General features: G+C 64.3%; 11 protein-coding genes. 9 read left to right on the forward strand and 2 right to left on the reverse strand.

Going from position 1 to position 15,397, the window contains the following annotated elements:
* The first annotated feature begins 49 nt into the window (after positions 1-49).
* The 9 genes from Q0316_RS04400 (at position 50) to Q0316_RS04440 (ending at position 12,459) form a co-directional block, all read left to right on the forward strand.
* Positions 50-1,528 carry an NAD(P)/FAD-dependent oxidoreductase gene (locus Q0316_RS04400; protein WP_298670140.1) on the forward strand — a complete coding sequence of 493 codons (1,479 nt, stop codon included), beginning with the start codon at positions 50-52 and terminating at the stop codon, positions 1,526-1,528.
* A gap of 779 nt (positions 1,529-2,307) precedes the next feature.
* On the forward strand, positions 2,308-3,522 hold the full coding sequence (locus Q0316_RS04405) for an EAL domain-containing protein (protein ID WP_298670142.1): 1,215 nt from the start codon (positions 2,308-2,310) through the stop codon (positions 3,520-3,522).
* Positions 3,519-5,909 (forward strand): ATP-binding protein, encoded by a 2,391-nt coding sequence (locus tag Q0316_RS04410; protein WP_298670144.1) that lies wholly within the window; start codon positions 3,519-3,521, stop codon positions 5,907-5,909. Before Q0316_RS04405 ends, Q0316_RS04410 begins: the two co-directional genes overlap by 4 nt.
* Positions 5,910-5,962: 53 nt before the next feature.
* Positions 5,963-6,349 (forward strand): response regulator, encoded by a 387-nt coding sequence (locus tag Q0316_RS04415; protein ID WP_298670146.1) that lies wholly within the window; start codon positions 5,963-5,965, stop codon positions 6,347-6,349.
* A gap of 121 nt (positions 6,350-6,470) precedes the next feature.
* Entirely contained in the window at positions 6,471-6,803 is a 333-nt protein-coding gene (locus tag Q0316_RS04420) for a hypothetical protein (RefSeq protein ID WP_298670148.1), read from the forward strand.
* 125 nt (positions 6,804-6,928) lie between these two features.
* Entirely contained in the window at positions 6,929-8,347 is a 1,419-nt protein-coding gene (locus tag Q0316_RS04425) for an MATE family efflux transporter (RefSeq protein WP_298670150.1), read from the forward strand.
* A gap of 125 nt (positions 8,348-8,472) precedes the next feature.
* Positions 8,473-8,760, forward strand: a complete 288-nt coding sequence (groES, locus tag Q0316_RS04430) for a co-chaperone GroES (protein ID WP_298670152.1) — start codon at positions 8,473-8,475, stop codon at positions 8,758-8,760.
* Between the two features lie 50 nt (positions 8,761-8,810).
* Positions 8,811-10,448, forward strand: coding sequence for a chaperonin GroEL (groL, locus tag Q0316_RS04435; RefSeq protein ID WP_298670154.1), 1,638 nt, complete (start codon positions 8,811-8,813; stop codon positions 10,446-10,448).
* Positions 10,449-10,671: 223 nt separating this feature from the next.
* Positions 10,672-12,459 carry an ABC-F family ATP-binding cassette domain-containing protein gene (locus tag Q0316_RS04440; RefSeq protein ID WP_298670156.1) on the forward strand — a complete coding sequence of 596 codons (1,788 nt, stop codon included), beginning with the start codon at positions 10,672-10,674 and terminating at the stop codon, positions 12,457-12,459.
* On the opposite strand, the gene Q0316_RS04445 is transcribed toward Q0316_RS04440, so the two are convergent.
* Positions 12,456-13,265 (reverse strand): ATP-binding protein, encoded by an 810-nt coding sequence (locus Q0316_RS04445; RefSeq protein ID WP_298670158.1) that lies wholly within the window; start codon positions 13,263-13,265, stop codon positions 12,456-12,458. The two genes, Q0316_RS04440 and Q0316_RS04445, sit on opposite strands and share 4 nt — an antisense overlap.
* 38 nt (positions 13,266-13,303) lie before the next feature.
* Positions 13,304-15,382, reverse strand: coding sequence for a tetratricopeptide repeat protein (locus Q0316_RS04450; protein ID WP_298670161.1), 2,079 nt, complete (start codon positions 15,380-15,382; stop codon positions 13,304-13,306).
* Positions 15,383-15,397: the final 15 nt, after the last annotated feature.

A 15,397-nucleotide genomic window follows, 5' to 3' on the forward strand; every position in this document is an offset into this window, starting at 1 on the left:
CCACAATGCGCTGGAATCGAATATTCGGTATTGTGAGAGAGGATCCTGCATGACCGAGCATTTCGATGTGATCGTGGTGGGCGCCGGGTTATCCGGCATCGGCGCGGGGTATAACCTGCAAACGCGCTGTCCTGATCGCAGCTATGCGATTCTCGAAGGGCGGGACGCGATCGGCGGCACATGGGATCTGTTCCGCTATCCCGGCATCCGTTCCGATTCGGATATGCACACGCTTGGTTACAACTTCCGTCCGTGGACGCAGGCGAAGGCGATCGCGGACGGGCCTTCGATACGAGAGTATGTTTCGGATACGGCGCGTACCTATGGCATTGATCGCCATATCCGCTTCGGGCACCGGGTGGTCAGCGCCGCGTGGTCGACGGCGGATGCGTGCTGGACGGTCGGGTATAGGCTCGCAGATGGCACGACGCACGAACTGACCTGCAACTTCCTTTATATGTGCTCGGGTTATTACGATTACGCTGAGGGCCATGCCCCTGAATTTGCCGGTTCGGACGATTTCCGGGGGCGGATAGTTCATCCGCAATTCTGGCCGGAGGATCTGGATTACACCGGCAAGAAAGTGGTGGTGATCGGCAGCGGGGCTACCGCCGTGACGCTGGTGCCGGAGATGGCCCGGACGGCCGCGCACGTCACCATGCTGCAGCGCTCGCCCACCTATGTCGTGTCGCGCCCCGCGCAGGATCGGTTCGCCAACTCGCTGCGCCGCGCGCTGCCCGCCAAAATGGCTTACGGCATCACACGCTGGAAGAACGTGCTGATGCAGATGTTCTTCTATCGGATGACGCGTAAGCAACCGGAAAAGGCGAAGGCCCGGCTGATCCAGATGGTGCGCGAGCAGCTCGGCCCCGATTATGATGTGGCGACCCATTTCACGCCACGCTACAACCCATGGGATCAGCGGCTGTGCCTCGTCCCCGACGCGGATTTATTCGATTCGATCAAGGCCGGGAGTGCTTCGGTCGAAACCGGGACGATCGAGACCTTCACCGAGAATGGCATCAGACTGTCTTCGGGAAAGACGCTGGACGCGGATGTCATCGTCACTGCCACGGGTCTGAAGATGCAGTTGATGAGCGGCGTTTCCTTCACGGTGGACGGCGAACCGATCGACCCATCGAAGACGATCAATTACAAGGGCATGATGTATTCGGATGTGCCGAATCTCGCCTCGTGTTTCGGCTACACCAATGCCTCGTGGACGCTGAAGGCGGATTTGACCTCGATGTATGTCTGCCGCTTGCTGGAGAAAATGCGCAAGCGCGGGATGCGGCAATGCACCCCGCGGATCGGCGATGAGCCGATCGAGGCGGAACCGTTTTTGACGTTCAGCTCAGGCTATGTTCAGCGCGCATTGGAGCATTTGCCGAAGCAGGGCAATCGCAAGCCATGGAAAGTCAATCAGAATTATGCCCTTGATGTGATGGCGCTGCGGTTCGGATCGCTGGACGACAGCATGGAGTTTTCCAATCCCGCAGAGGCCAGGCCGAAGGCGACCGCAGCCTGAACGATCGCGCCTGATTTTTCGAAATCTTGGCGCCGCCGCGGAGTTGCAGCGGTTCTATACCAGCGCGCTCTTCACGGGGCGACGGCAAATGATATTTGATCGCGCTATCGAGCGCCTGCATTCAGAGCGTATCTGACGGCGGGAGCGTGGCGATGCGCGCGAGCGGAATCGGGCCTGCGCTCGTGTTCGGCGATCCAGCGCGCGGAAGGCGCTCTTTTCGATTTTGCCTGCGTGCGAAGCTGTGGCGCCTCGCATCCAAATCAGCCGGGAAAGCGTCTGGGCGCCAATCGCATTGGCGGGGTTCTTGCCGTTAACCATTGCGCTCGCGAATCGAACGGAGCGTTAAGGCTTAACCACAATGCGACGCCAGAAATCCGGCTTTCGAAAGGGTCGTGAAACGTAAGGCTTCGGCCCGAACCATTGAATTTATCGGCGAATAAAGCGACGATAATTCAATGGTTTCGAGCCGAATCCCCCTGTTACCAGGGCTTGATGTCAGTGCCGTAGATAAGTGCGAGAATAAACGCGAGCATGGCTTTCTCCATTTATGGGCAACCGCAAAGGGTTGCGCTTGATGCTTAATGGATCGTCAACCATTCGGCAATGGGGTGAAATGCGCGCGCACCGCCTGCTTCGTTGATTAACAATATCTTCAGCCATTCCGGATACCGCGGGGGGTGATGGTACAGCGCCGCTCAGACATGCTTCGCGAGAAGGTTCAGTCGCCCGACATTGAACAGGCGGCCTCGGCAAACGCAGGCACAAGCGGCTGGCGTGTGATGGTCCTGGCCGAGATTACCAACTTCGTGCCGTTGCGGCGGCTGCTGGGGCGTGAGGGGGCGGCGTCGCTGGTTAACGAAACCGCGCGCCGCCTGGCTGCGACCGTACCGGGCGGCAGGGTCACGGTTGTCGCGCAGGAACGGATCGAGTTGGAGACAGCGGTTGGCTCGCGGGGCGAATATGAGGCGCTCCTGCCTCGTATGCGCAGCGCCAGCGCGACCGGGATAGAAGTCGGCGATTACTCCTATACCGTCTCGTTGCTGCTCGGTGGCGCTCTCTTGCGGGCAGAAGAATATGACGGCGTGACCCTGGTTGAGCGGGCAGAAGCCGCGCTCGATCACGTTCGCGCTGCGGCGGGCGATGGCGCGAACCCCGAGCCTGGCCCGGTTTACAGCCAACTCGCGGACGATCTGGAAGAGGCGATCGGGCGTGACGAGTTCACGATGCTCTATCAGCCGAAATTCCACGTCCGGCGGCAGAAGGTTACCTGCGCTGAGGCGTTGATCCGGTGGCGACACCCCGAACGCGGGCTGATTCCGCCGATGGAATTCATCCCGGTCGCGGAGCAGGCGCATCTTATTGACCGCCTCACCTTGTGGACGATCCGGCGAGTGATCGAGGATCAGCGGCAGATGCGTGCCGCCGGGCACGATCTTCGCCTGTTCGTCAATATCTCGGGTCAATTGCTCGCCGATCCGGGGTTCGTGCGGGAAGCCTGCGCGCTTGTGGCATCCAGCGGGGCGACGCTCGGATTCGAGGTAACGGAAACCTCCGTGATCCGTGATCCGATCAGCGCGATCGCCAATTTGCAGGTGTTCGCGGATATCGGCATCAAGATCGCGATAGACGATTACGGCGCGGGGTTGTCGAGCCTTGCTTATCTGAAGCAATTGCCGGCAAGCGAACTGAAGATCGACAAATTGTTCGTCACCCAGCTCACCAGCTCAAATCGTGATCCGCTCATCGTCCGTTCGACGATAGACCTCGCGCACGCGCTCGAAATGGAAGTCGTTGCGGAAGGGGTCGAAAGCCATGCGGCATTGGCGCTGCTTACGGTGATGGGTTGCGATATGGTGCAGGGGTTCCTCGTCAGCAGGCCGGTTTCCCCCGAAGCACTGGTGATTTTTCTTGAGGACGACACCTGGCGGCAGGCGGGTGGCCCGGAGGGCGGGGGGGCTTTCAACCGCCTGGCTGCCGCCTGGAAACGCGGGTGAGGATATCGCGATTTGCCGCGGCGCTGGCGTTGCTTGCCGCAGCAGCAGCAAACGGCGCCGGGCCATCCGATCGGTCGGATCATTTCGATGAGATGACGGCCAGGGTGAAAGCCCAAATGCTCTCGGAGCCCGCGAGTGCGATCGGGGCCGGGCAAGAGGCGCTGGCCTATGCCCGTGGGCAACATTCAGCCCATAAGATCGCAACGGCGCTATGGCTTCTTGGAGAGGGCTATAGCCGGATCAACGAGCCTGTCCGCGCGAAGGCGCTACTCGCGCAGGCATTGTCGATCGTGCAGAAAGTTGAGCGGAACTCGGTGTTACATGCCGATATTCTTTTGTCTCAAGGCGGGGTTCTGACAGCAACAGGAGATGTCGGCGCCGCGCTGGTCGATTTGCAAAAATCGTACGAATTATTCTCCGAAAACAAGGAGACGCGCAGCCAGGCGAAGGCGCTGATCCTGATCGCGCTGCTGTATTATGGTGGAAATGACAATAATTCGGCGTTGCGCTATTTCGCTCAGGCGCGGGAGACATATTCCAAAGATCAAGGGCTGGCGCTGGCGATCTACAACGGAATGGGCAATGCACTGAAAGAAACTCAACGCTTTGCCGCCGCGGAGCAGCAATATGCGCAGGCGCTTCGTCTCGCGCGCGGCATGTCCAGCGACCTTCTTGTCGCGCAGGTGCTCAGCAATATCGCCCGTGTTCGATTGATGCAGAAGGATTTGCCGCGCGCGGATCAGGCGATCGCGGAGGGGCGAAAGCTGACGCAGCGAAAGGCGGCGGCGCCATATCGGCCATTGTTTCAGGTGCTGGGGGCGCAATCGGCTTTTCTACATCATCGGCTGGAAGCGGCGCACGCGCTGATCGACGCGCGTTTCGATGGCGTGGATCTGGAGCGGACCGAACTCAGCGATCGGGACGGTCATGAGATCGCCTATCGGATTTACAGTGCGCTGGGATATGATCGTCTAGCGCTGGACCATCTCGCCGCGCTCAAGCGGTTGGATGACCGCGCGACCGAACTCGCGCGTTCAAACAGCGCCGCGCTGGCGGCGGCACGGTTCGATTTCGCCAACCAGGAATTGCGGATCGCCACGCTGAAGGCGAACGACCTCCAGAAAACCGTGGCGTTCGAGCGCGACAAGGCGCGCACCCAGCGTTTCATATTCATCGGCGCGGGCGCGGCCACCGCACTGATTATCGCGATACTGGCGTTCGGCATCGTCACGCTCCGGCGCAGCCGCAATCGCCTGGCGGTGACCAATATCGCGCTTGGTAAGGCGCTCGCGGCGAAGACTGAATTCCTGGCGACCACGAGCCACGAAATTCGCACGCCATTGAACGGCATTCTGGGCATGACGCAGGTTATGTTGGCGGATGACCGTCTCGACAGCGCGACGCGCGGGCGGCTCTCCGTGGTGCATGGGGCGGGCGTTAACATGCGCGCGCTGGTCGATGATATTCTCGATGTGGCCAAGATGGAAACCGGGCGCATGACGATCGAGGAGGCGCCGTTCGATCTGCGCACGACCATTCGCGACGCCTCCGGAATGTGGGCAGAGCAGGCGCGCGAGAAGGGGTTGTCGTTCGACATCTCGCTTGAGGAAGGGCCGGAATGGATTGTCGGCGACACCACCAGGCTGCGCCAGATCGTGTTCAACCTGCTGTCGAACGCGGTGAAGTTCACCCATACGGGCGGGATCACCATCGCCACGCGCGTTGTCGGTGATCGCTGGGTGTTGTCGGTCGCCGATTCCGGGATCGGCGTCGCCGCCGGCAAACACGAGGAGATTTTTGAAGCCTTCCGTCAGGCTGACGCGGGAACGACGCGGCAATATGGCGGAACAGGGCTGGGCCTCGCCATTTGCCGTAATCTGTCGCGGGCGATGGGGGGCGATGTCACGGTTCGCAGCGAACTCGGCGGCGGCGCCACCTTCGTCGTCAATCTCCCGCTTTGCGTGGCGGAGCCACCGGCGGCGGCGGTGGCGAATACCGCCAGTGGAATCCTGGTGATCGACCGCAGCCCGATCACCCGCGCGATGTTCAAAACGCTGTTCGAGCCGCGTGCTGGCCAGGTCGCCTTTGCCGGATCGGTCGCGGAGGCGCTGGATTTGCTTGCCGCCGGCGCGCCGGGCACGTTGTTGCTCGATGATGCGACGCTGCGCCTGATGCCCGACGCGCACGCCGCGATCGCTGATATCCGCGCGGCGGCCCCTGATGCGAGGTTTGCCATCCTTGGCCCGGCCTCCCTGCTGGAGGATCGGGCAGCGCTGGAACTGGCGGGGGTCGACCGCGTTATATCCAAACCAATCGCCAAAGATGCTTTGTTAACCGAACTATTCGATGAACCGAGCGCGAGGCTGCTTGTGTCGGCAGCGGCATAACGCGATAATGCTACGGAAATGAAACGACCGCCGCGCGATCCGGGCTCACGGCCATGAATGTCCTTTTTATTGAAGATGACCGGATGAACCGCAGGGTTGTCAACGACATGCTCGAGGTTGCGGGCGCGTCGATGGTTGGCGCGGAAAGCGCCGAGGAGGGCCTGGAGGTTCTCGACCATTCCGATTTCGACATTCTGCTGGTAGATTTGCGGATGCCGGGAATGGATGGCATCTCAGCGATCAAGGCGATCAGGGCGCGCGGCGATGCGAAGGCACGCTTGCCCGTGATCGTCGTCACTGCAGATACGGCCCCGGATTTGCGCGAGCGCTGTCTCGCGGCCGGTGCAGACGACGTGATCTTCAAGCCGGTTGCGATGGACATTTTGTTCGAGGCGATGGGGCGTGTGCTCGCGGCGGGCGACGACGGGATGATAGGGTAAAATCGAATCCGGCGCCTTGCTTTTCCTCTCGGGCAGGCGTGCGAGTGAAACGCAGCATCCGGTTGCGCGCGATCCTGCGGCTTCCTAAATTCAGTTGGTTGACCGGCGCGAGAGGATGAAGATGAAAACCGCCATCGCGATAATTCTGGCGGGCTTTCTCGCCGCCTGTTCCCACGAGCCGGACAATATCGTCGCCAACGAGGCGGTTGCTGCCGCGAATTTACAGGACACCGCGGCGCTCGTCGCCAAGCTGCCGGCGGGGCAGCAGCGCGGCGTATTCATGCGCGCGATCCGCGACGCAGGCCTGCCGTGTCAGGACGTGACCGATTTCACGCGCTTTCCCGACGAGCATGGAAGAAGCATCTGGCGCGCCGAATGCAGCAATGGAAGCCAGCATCTGATAGCGATCGGCAAGGGCGGCATGGCCTCCGTGACGAGCCGCCCGAGCAGTTGATCCTTACCTTGCCAGCATAACCCGCAAACGGTAGATCGCCGGGCGTTCGTCGACTACAGGCGGCAACGCTGGTGTGCGACCCGGCGCTCGTTTTACCTCACGAACCACCGGCATCCGCACCAATCATGTCCGCGCCATCTTCTTTCGCGCCGCTTACCGGCTCCGCTCCCGCTACTGCGGGAGAGGAGTTTCGCGCGCTGTCGAAGCTCGCCGGGCCGTTGGTGGGCGCCAATCTGTTGCAGATGGCGGTGGCCGCGGTCGACGTGATCTTCGTCGCGCGGCTCGGCACGATCGAACTGGCCGCCGCGACTCTCGGCGTGTTCCTGTTCAACATGCTCATGTATGCCATGATCGGGCTGACCAGCGCCGCCGCACCGCTGATCGCAGCAGAGCTTGGGCGGCGCAAACATGCGGTGCGCGATGTGCGGCGCAGCTTCCGCATGGCGTTATGGGTGGGGGCGGCGGGCTGCGCGGTCGTCATCCTGATCCTCGCCCATGGCGAAACGCTGCTACTGTTCGCCGATCAGGATCCGGATGTGGCGCGGCGTGCGGGCCATTTCCTCGACATCCTCCTGATCGCGATCATCCCCGGTGTAGCGGCAGGCGTGATGCGAACCACCGCTGCCGCGCTTGGGCGGCCCGGCTGGGCGTTCGCGGTTACGGGCATGGCGCTTCTGCTCAGCATTGCCGCCAATTGGTGTCTCGTGTTCGGCAACGCGGGCTTCCCGCGACTGGGGCTGGAGGGATCGGCGCTGGCGAGCGTCATCAGCCTGTCGGCGATGGCGATCGCTTACTGGCTGATCCTCCATTTCGATCCGAAGCTCAGGCGTTACCGGCTGTTCGGGCGGTGGTGGCGCACCGAATGGCCCCGCTTTCGCGAGATCGTCCGGCTGGGCCTGCCGATCGCGCTGACCTGGATGTTCGAAGGCGCGCTGTTCGGCGGCGCTTCGCTGCTGATGGGGCTGCTCGGGGTGGATCAGGTGGCGGCACATGCCGTTGCGCTCAACATCGCCGCCATCGCCTTTCAGGTTCCGTTTGGCGTTTCTCAGGCGGCGACGATCCGGGTGGGCATGGCGTTCGGCGCTGGCGACGCGCGCTGGATCGCGCTGGCGGGCAAGGTGGCGCTGATGCTTGGCATTGGTTTCATGGCCGTCAGCGCGATCGCGATGTGGAGCGCGCCCCGGCTGTTCGTCAGCGCATATCTTGATGTTGGCGATCCCGCCCATGCGACGGTCGTGAACCTCGCGGTGAGCTATCTGGCGGTGGCGGCGGTATTCCAGCTTGTCGATGGCGCGCAGGCGGTGGCCGCCGGCATCCTGCGCGGGCTTCAGGATACGCGCGTGCCGATGCTCGTGGCGCTGTTCGGCTATTGGGTGGTGGGCTTTGGCACTGCGATCGCGCTGGGTTTCTGGACGCCGCTTGCCGGGGTGGGAATCTGGATCGGGCTCGCGGCCGGGTTGCTCGCCGTGTCGATCCTGTTGACGTGGCGATGGATCGCGCGTGAGCGATTGGGCCTGACCGGAGCACGCGCCGCCGCGCGTTAGGCTTCCAAAAATTTGGCGGTGTCGCCATTGACGCTGTGGAGCGCCGACCACATATGCGGGGCGCTGGCACTCGACCCGTTCGAGTGCCAACAATTTGTCACATTACCTTTAGAGAGGGTATCGCAATGAGCTTTCGTCCGTTGCACGACCGCGTTCTCGTTCGCCGCATCGAGGCGGAGGGGAAGACGGCCGGCGGGATCATCATCCCCGACACCGCCAAGGAAAAGCCGCAAGAAGGCGAAGTAGTCTCCGTCGGCACCGGCGCCAAGGCCGAGGATGGCAAGGTCACCCCGCTTGACGTCAAGACCGGCGACCGCATCCTGTTCGGCAAATGGTCGGGCACCGAGGTCAAGGTCGATGGCGAAGACCTGCTCATCATGAAGGAAAGCGACATTCTCGGCATCATCGGCTGAGCCTGTTTTCCTCCACCTTCCACATCTGATCTTTTGAAAGGGTAGCCAACATGGCAGCCAAGGACGTGAAATTCGGCCGCGACGCGCGCGAGCGCATCCTGCGCGGCGTCGATATCCTCGCCGACGCGGTGAAGGTCACGCTGGGGCCGAAGGGCCGCAATGTCGTGATCGACAAGTCGTTCGGTGCACCGCGCATCACCAAGGACGGCGTTTCCGTCGCCAAGGAAATCGAACTCAAGGACAAGTTCGAGAACATGGGCGCGCAGATGGTCCGTGAGGTCGCCTCGAAGACCAACGACGTTGCAGGCGACGGCACCACCACCGCCACCGTGCTCGCCCAGGCGATCGTGCGTGAAGGCATGAAGTCGGTTGCCGCCGGCATGAACCCGATGGACCTGAAGCGCGGCATCGACCTCGCGGTCCACAAGGTTGTCGACGATATCAAGTCGCGCTCGAAGGCCGTTGCCGGATCGAACGAGATCGCGCAGGTCGGCATCATTTCGGCCAACGGCGACAAGGAAGTCGGCGAGAAGATCGCGGAAGCGATGGAGAAGGTCGGCAAGGAAGGCGTCATCACCGTCGAAGAGGCCAAGGGTCTCGAATTCGAACTGGATGTCGTTGAAGGTATGCAGTTCGACCGCGGCTATCTTTCGCCGTATTTCATCACCAACCCGGAGAAGATGCAGGTCGAGCTTGCCGACCCGTATATCCTGATCCACGAAAAGAAGCTGTCGAACCTGCAGTCAATGCTGCCGGTGCTCGAAGCGGTGGTGCAGACGGGGCGTCCGCTGCTCATTATCGCCGAGGACATCGAGGGCGAAGCGCTGGCTACGCTCGTCGTCAACAAGCTGCGCGGCGGCCTGAAGGTCGCCGCCGTCAAGGCGCCGGGCTTCGGCGATCGTCGCAAGGCGATGCTGGAAGACATCGCGATCCTCACCAAGGGTGAAGTCGTCAGCGAGGATCTGGGCATCAAGCTCGAATCAGTCACGCTCTCGATGCTCGGCACCGCCAAGCGCGTCACGATCGACAAGGATAACACCACCATCGTCGATGGCGCTGGTGAAGAGGCCGCGATCAAGGGCCGCGTCGAGGCGATCCGCCAGCAGATCGAAGTGACGACCAGCGACTATGACCGCGAGAAGCTCCAGGAGCGTCTGGCGAAGCTGGCCGGCGGCGTTGCCGTCATCAAGGTCGGCGGTGCGACCGAGGTTGAGGTGAAGGAGCGCAAGGATCGCGTTGACGATGCGCTGCACGCGACCCGCGCGGCCGTGGAGGAGGGCATCGTCCCTGGTGGCGGCACGGCGCTGCTGTACGCGACCAAGGTGCTCGACGGCCTCAAGGGCGAGAACGACGATCAGACCCGCGGCATCGACATCGTTCGCAAGTCGCTGACCTCGCTGGTGCGCCAGATCGCCGCCAACGCCGGTCAGGACGGCGCGGTGGTGTCGGGCAAGCTGCTCGATCAGAACGACACCTCGTTCGGCTTCAACGCGGCGACCGACACCTATGAGAACCTGGTTGCGGCCGGCGTGATCGACCCGACCAAGGTGGTTCGCACCGCGCTGCAGAACGCGGCATCGGTTGCCGGTCTCCTCATCACGACCGAGGCTACCGTTTCCGAAGTGCCGGAAGACAAGCCCGCGATGCCGGCGATGCCGGGCGGCGGTATGGGCGGGATGGACTTCTGATCCGGATGCGGCCCCGGCCAACGTGGCTGGCCGGGGACTCGCATCGGATCGGACAGCCGGTCGGCGTCGCCGATCCGGTCTGACGTCTAAGCGGCGGCTTTGCCATCGCCCGTTCAAAACCGAAAAGATCAGGCCGGGGGCTTCGCGCTCCCGGCCTTTTCTTTTCGCCCACATGCCCGCGCCGGCTTGGCGCACGCCGCCCATGCCCCTATCTGCCGCCGTCATGGCAGCCCCGATCCTAGCATATGAAGACCTTGGCCTCGTTCAGGGGGCCGGCTGGCTGTTCCGCCACCTCGATCTCTATATTCAGCCGCGCGACCGGCTGGCGCTGATCGGGCGCAACGGCGCGGGCAAGACGACGCTGCTCAAGCTGATCGCCGGGCGCATCGACGCCGACGAGGGGCGCCGCGTGATTGTTCCCGGAACCAAGGTGATCCTGCTGGAGCAGGAGCCGGACCTCACGGGCTTCACGAGCCTTGCCGATTACGTGCTCTCGGCACCTGATGCGCCGGCGCATTTCGAGGCGGAGGCGATCGCCGGGCAGTTGGGCATCGACCTGACGCGCGAGGCTGCGACGGCCAGCGGCGGCGAGCGGCGGCGTGCCGCGATCGTCCGCGCGCTGGCGCAGTCGCCCGACGTGCTGCTGCTCGATGAGCCGACCAACCACCTCGATATCGCCGCGATCGAATGGCTGGAGGATTGGCTCCAGCGGTTCAACGGCGCGTTTGTCGCGATCAGCCACGATCGCACCTTCCTGACGCGGCTGACGAAACAAACGCTGTGGCTGGATCGCGGCGCGCTGCGCCGGGCCGAGATCGGTTTCGGCGGGTTCGAGGCGTGGACCGACCAGATCGCGGCGGAGGAACAGCGCGCGGCGGAGAAGCTCGACGCCCGGCTGAAGCTGGAGGAGCACTGGCTCCAGCGCGGGGTGACCGGGCGACGGCGGCGCAACCAGGGCCGCCTCACCAAATTGAAGGAGATGCGCGCGGAGCGGGCTGCGATGATGGGGCCGCAGGGCACCGCCGCGCTGGCGATCGGCAATGACGACGCACGATCGAAAGTGGTGATCGACGCGAAGCACGTCAGCAAATCCTTCGACGAGCGCACGATCATCCGCGATTTCACGTTCCGCGTGACGCGTGGTGACCGGATCGGCCTTATCGGCCGTAACGGCGCCGGCAAATCGACTCTGCTCAAGCTGCTCACAGGCGAACTGGAACCCGATAGCGGCAGCGTGAAGCTCGCCAAGACGCTTGAGGCGATCGTGATCGACCAGCAACGCAGCCTGATGGCGCCCGATAAACGCGTTCGCGACGTACTGGCCGATGGCGGTGACTGGATCGAGGTGCTGGGCGTGAAGAAGCACGTCCACGGCTATCTGAAGGAATTCCTGTTCGATCCGTCGATCGCGGAGGCGAAGGTGGGATCGCTGTCAGGCGGGGAGCGCTCGCGCGTGCTGCTGGCGCGTGAATTCGCGCGCCCGTCGAACCTGCTGGTGCTCGACGAGCCGACCAATGACCTCGATCTCGAAACGCTCGATCTGTTGCAGGAGGTGATCGCCGATTACGACGGGACCGTGCTGATCGTCAGCCACGATCGCGACTTCCTCGATCGCACGGTTACGGTGACGCTGGGCCTCGATGGCAGCGGCCATGTCGATATCGTCGCCGGCGGATATGAGGAATGGGAGCGCCAGCGCCGCCCTGAGGCGAAGAAGGGCGCCATCAGGGCCGCGAAGCCGTCGTCGGCCCCGCCACCACCACCGCGCCCGGCGCGCGCCAAATTGAGTTACAAGGATCAGCGCGATTACGATCAGCTTCCGGCCCGGATCGAGGCGCTCGACGCGCAGATCGCGCGCGACGAGGCGGCGCTCGCCGATCCGGGGCTGTATGCGCGCGACGCGGGGGCGTTCGATCGACTGACCAAGGCGATCGGCGTTGCGCGCGACGAGAAGGAGACTGCCGAACTGCGCTGGCTGGAACTCGCGGAACAGGTGGAGGCGCTGGGTTAAAGCGCCTTGCCGGTACGTCCGGCGAGTTCGGTGACATATTGCCACGCCACGCGACCCGATCGGCTACCGCGCCGCGTCGCCCATTGCACGGCCTCCGCCGCGTCAAACGGAAGGCCGTAGCGATCGGCATAAGCGCGCACGATCGCGAGATAATGATCCTGATCGACGACATGGAAGCCGATGCTTAGCCCGAAGCGATCGGCGAGTGCGAGATGGTCATCGACCGAATCGCGCGGGTTGATGGCGTTTTCCTGCTCATGGATATCGCGCGGGATCAGGTGACGGCGATTGGAGGTGACCACGAGCCGCGCGTTGGCGGGCCGGGCTTCCGCGCCGCCCTCCAGCAAGGATCGCAGCGCACGGGATTCGGCCGCCGCGTCAATGCCCAGATCATCGAGGAACAGGACGAAGGCGCGCGGCAGGTCGGCGATCGTGCCGAATAACTCCGGCAGGGTGTCGAGCCGATCGGCACCGACCTCGACCAGCGCCAGCGCGCCGCCCTCCGCCTGGATCGCGGCGACGCTCGCCTTGACCAGCGCGGATTTGCCGGTGCCGCGTGCACCCCACAGCAACACGTCCTGCGCGGCATGGCCGGCGGCGAGGCGCACGAGATTGTCATGCAGCAGCGCTTTTTGCGCGTCGACGCCCCGCAGCAGGTCGATCGGGACGGGCGAAAATGCCCGCGTCGCGACGAGCCGGTGTTCGCGCCAGACATAGGCCGGGTGCGCGAGCGGATCGGCGGCGGTTGGAAGGGGCGGGGCGAGCCGCTCAAGCGCGGCGGCGATGCGGGCGAGGGTCGCTTCCATGCGATCGGCTACCGCAGCATTGGTGGGGATGCAAAGGGTCAATCGGCACCGAGTGATCGCTCCAGCGCCAAAGCCTGATCGCGATCGGGGAATGCGGGATCGCGCAACGCCTGCGCGATCTCTGCTCGTGCCTCCGAACCGAGGCCCGCTTGCGCGAGCGCCTGTGCCAGATGCCAGCGAATATCCGTGCGGGCTGGTGCGAGCGATATGGCTTTTCGCAGGAGCGGGAGCGCGCGGTCCGGGTCTCCGCCGCGGTGGATCGCCCAGCCATAGGCATCCGCCGCCGTGGCGCTCATCGGCGCGATCGCATAGGCGCGGCGCCCGTAGCGAAGCGCCGCCATCGAGTCACCCGCATCGGCATAAGCGCAAGCGAGTTGAGCGAGCAGCACCGCGTCGCGCGCGCCGATCGTCCGCGTCAGCCCCTGAAGCGTGGCGATCGCCGCATTCCATTGCCGCGCGGAGAGCTGAAGGTTCGCGAGCATCCGCCGCGAGGCGATGTCTTCGGGGTTCTGCTCCCTGAACAATGCGACGGCGCGGGCGCCATCGGTGATCGCGCCGGATTGCGCGGCAGCTTCGACGAGACGGAGGAAGACCGGGGAATCAAAGCGCAGATTTGCCGCCTCGGCATAGGCGCGGAACGCCGGTGCGTGGTGGCCCGAAATCGCGAGCGCATCGCCAAGCAGCAATTGCGCCGCCGGCGCGCCGGGGGAAAGGCTCGCAAGCGACTGGGCACGGCTGAGCGCTCCCGCTCGATCGCCGTCTTCCAGCATGGCGCGGACGAGTTGGACGATTGCGGCGGGGTCACCAGGTGCGTCGCTGACCTGATTGGCGAGCACCGGAACGCTCGCGTCGCTGGCGAACGGCGCGGGGTGAGCGAATCCGGGGTGCGCCGCTCGATCGAGGAAGCGCGCCGACCAGTCGCGCTCCCCCGTCGCTTCGAATGCCCGGCCAACCAGAGTGAGCGTGTAACTGTCCGCATCGTTGCGTAACGCGACGGGGCGGAGCACGTTGAGTGCGCCACGCAAGTCGCCCGAACGCACCAGCGCCGCCCCGAGTAGGCGGCGGGCGACGATATTCATCGGCTGCCGCCCAACCAGTTCGCGCCAGCGCGCAACGGCCTGCTCATAATCGCCGGCGGCATAGGCCAGCGCGCCGCCGAGCAGGACGACGCCGGGCACACCGTCGATCGCCCCGTCGGTCTTCGCGAGCATCGCGCGGGCAAGCTCGATCCGCCCGGCGCGCGCCGCGAGCACGGCCTGGAGATATAGCGCCTGCGGGCTGCCCGGACGGGCGACAAGCGCGCGCCGGGTGGCTTCAAGCATTTCGCCGTACCGCCCGAGATCACCCAGCGTGGCCGCATATTCGATTAACGCGGGGTGATAATAGGCATCCCGCGCGAGCGCCGCGCGGAACCACGGGAGCGCCGCGACAAGGCCGTAGCGCCCGCGCACGATCTCCCCCTTGAGCGTAAGCGCGGCGGGGTCGCTGCGGCTGATCGCAATTGCGGTTTGGGCGGCAGTATCCGCGCCCGCAACATCACCCGCATCGAGGCGGATGCGGCCAAGGCTGGTCCATGCCGCCGCATCGTCCGGATGAGTTGCGAGCAGCCGATCGAGCATTTGCGTGGCCGCCACCGGATCGCCGGTTGCGGCCAGCGCCCGCGCGTGAACGCGCTGCCCTTCCGCGCGCTCGTGGTTGCTGGCGGTCGCGCGCAGGGCGCGCTCCGCATCGCCCTGCCGGAGCCATGCGTCGGCGAGCAACGGGCGGACGGCTTCGCGCCCGACGCCAGCGCGCACGGCCCGGTTGAGCGCGCCTTCCGCGCGGCCTCCTTCGCCGAGCGCCAGGTCTGCGCGGGCGAGCAGCAGCAGGGCATCGGGCAGACGCGGCGATACGGAGAGCGCGGTTTCAGCGTGACGGCGGGCGGCGCTGTAATTGCCGTTGGTTAGCGCATTTGTCGCGGCTTTCAATTCGACTTGCGGATCGGGCGCGTCTGCCGCGCGCGCGATGGCGACGATGCCGGACACGATCGTTATGCTGCCGAGCGCGATCAGGCCGAGGCGGAGAAAGCGCGAGCGTGCCGCCCGGCGCAGTTCGCGCCGCGCCGGTTTCCGTTTCATGCGCAGCAGCGGGTA

The organism is uncultured Sphingomonas sp., from assembly GCF_937871615.1.
GTDB lineage: Bacteria > Pseudomonadota > Alphaproteobacteria > Sphingomonadales > Sphingomonadaceae > Sphingomonas.

Bases quoted from the DNA above. Each gene is read 5' to 3' on its own strand.
- Q0316_RS04440 (WP_298670156.1), top strand. From the start codon at position 10,672: ATGGCAGCCCCGATCCTAGCATATGAAGACCTTGGCCTCGTTCAGGGG.
- Q0316_RS04415 (WP_298670146.1), top strand. From the start codon at position 5,963: ATGAATGTCCTTTTTATTGAAGATGACCGGATGAACCGCAGGGTTGTC.
- Q0316_RS04405 (WP_298670142.1), top strand. From the start codon at position 2,308: ATGGTCCTGGCCGAGATTACCAACTTCGTGCCGTTGCGGCGGCTGCTG.
- groL (WP_298670154.1), top strand. From the start codon at position 8,811: ATGGCAGCCAAGGACGTGAAATTCGGCCGCGACGCGCGCGAGCGCATC.
- Q0316_RS04450 (WP_298670161.1), bottom strand. From the start codon at position 15,382: ATGAAACGGAAACCGGCGCGGCGCGAACTGCGCCGGGCGGCACGCTCG.
- Q0316_RS04425 (WP_298670150.1), top strand. From the start codon at position 6,929: ATGTCCGCGCCATCTTCTTTCGCGCCGCTTACCGGCTCCGCTCCCGCT.
- groES (WP_298670152.1), top strand. From the start codon at position 8,473: ATGAGCTTTCGTCCGTTGCACGACCGCGTTCTCGTTCGCCGCATCGAG.
- Q0316_RS04400 (WP_298670140.1), top strand. From the start codon at position 50: ATGACCGAGCATTTCGATGTGATCGTGGTGGGCGCCGGGTTATCCGGC.
- Q0316_RS04420 (WP_298670148.1), top strand. From the start codon at position 6,471: ATGAAAACCGCCATCGCGATAATTCTGGCGGGCTTTCTCGCCGCCTGT.
- Q0316_RS04445 (WP_298670158.1), bottom strand. From the start codon at position 13,265: ATGGAAGCGACCCTCGCCCGCATCGCCGCCGCGCTTGAGCGGCTCGCC.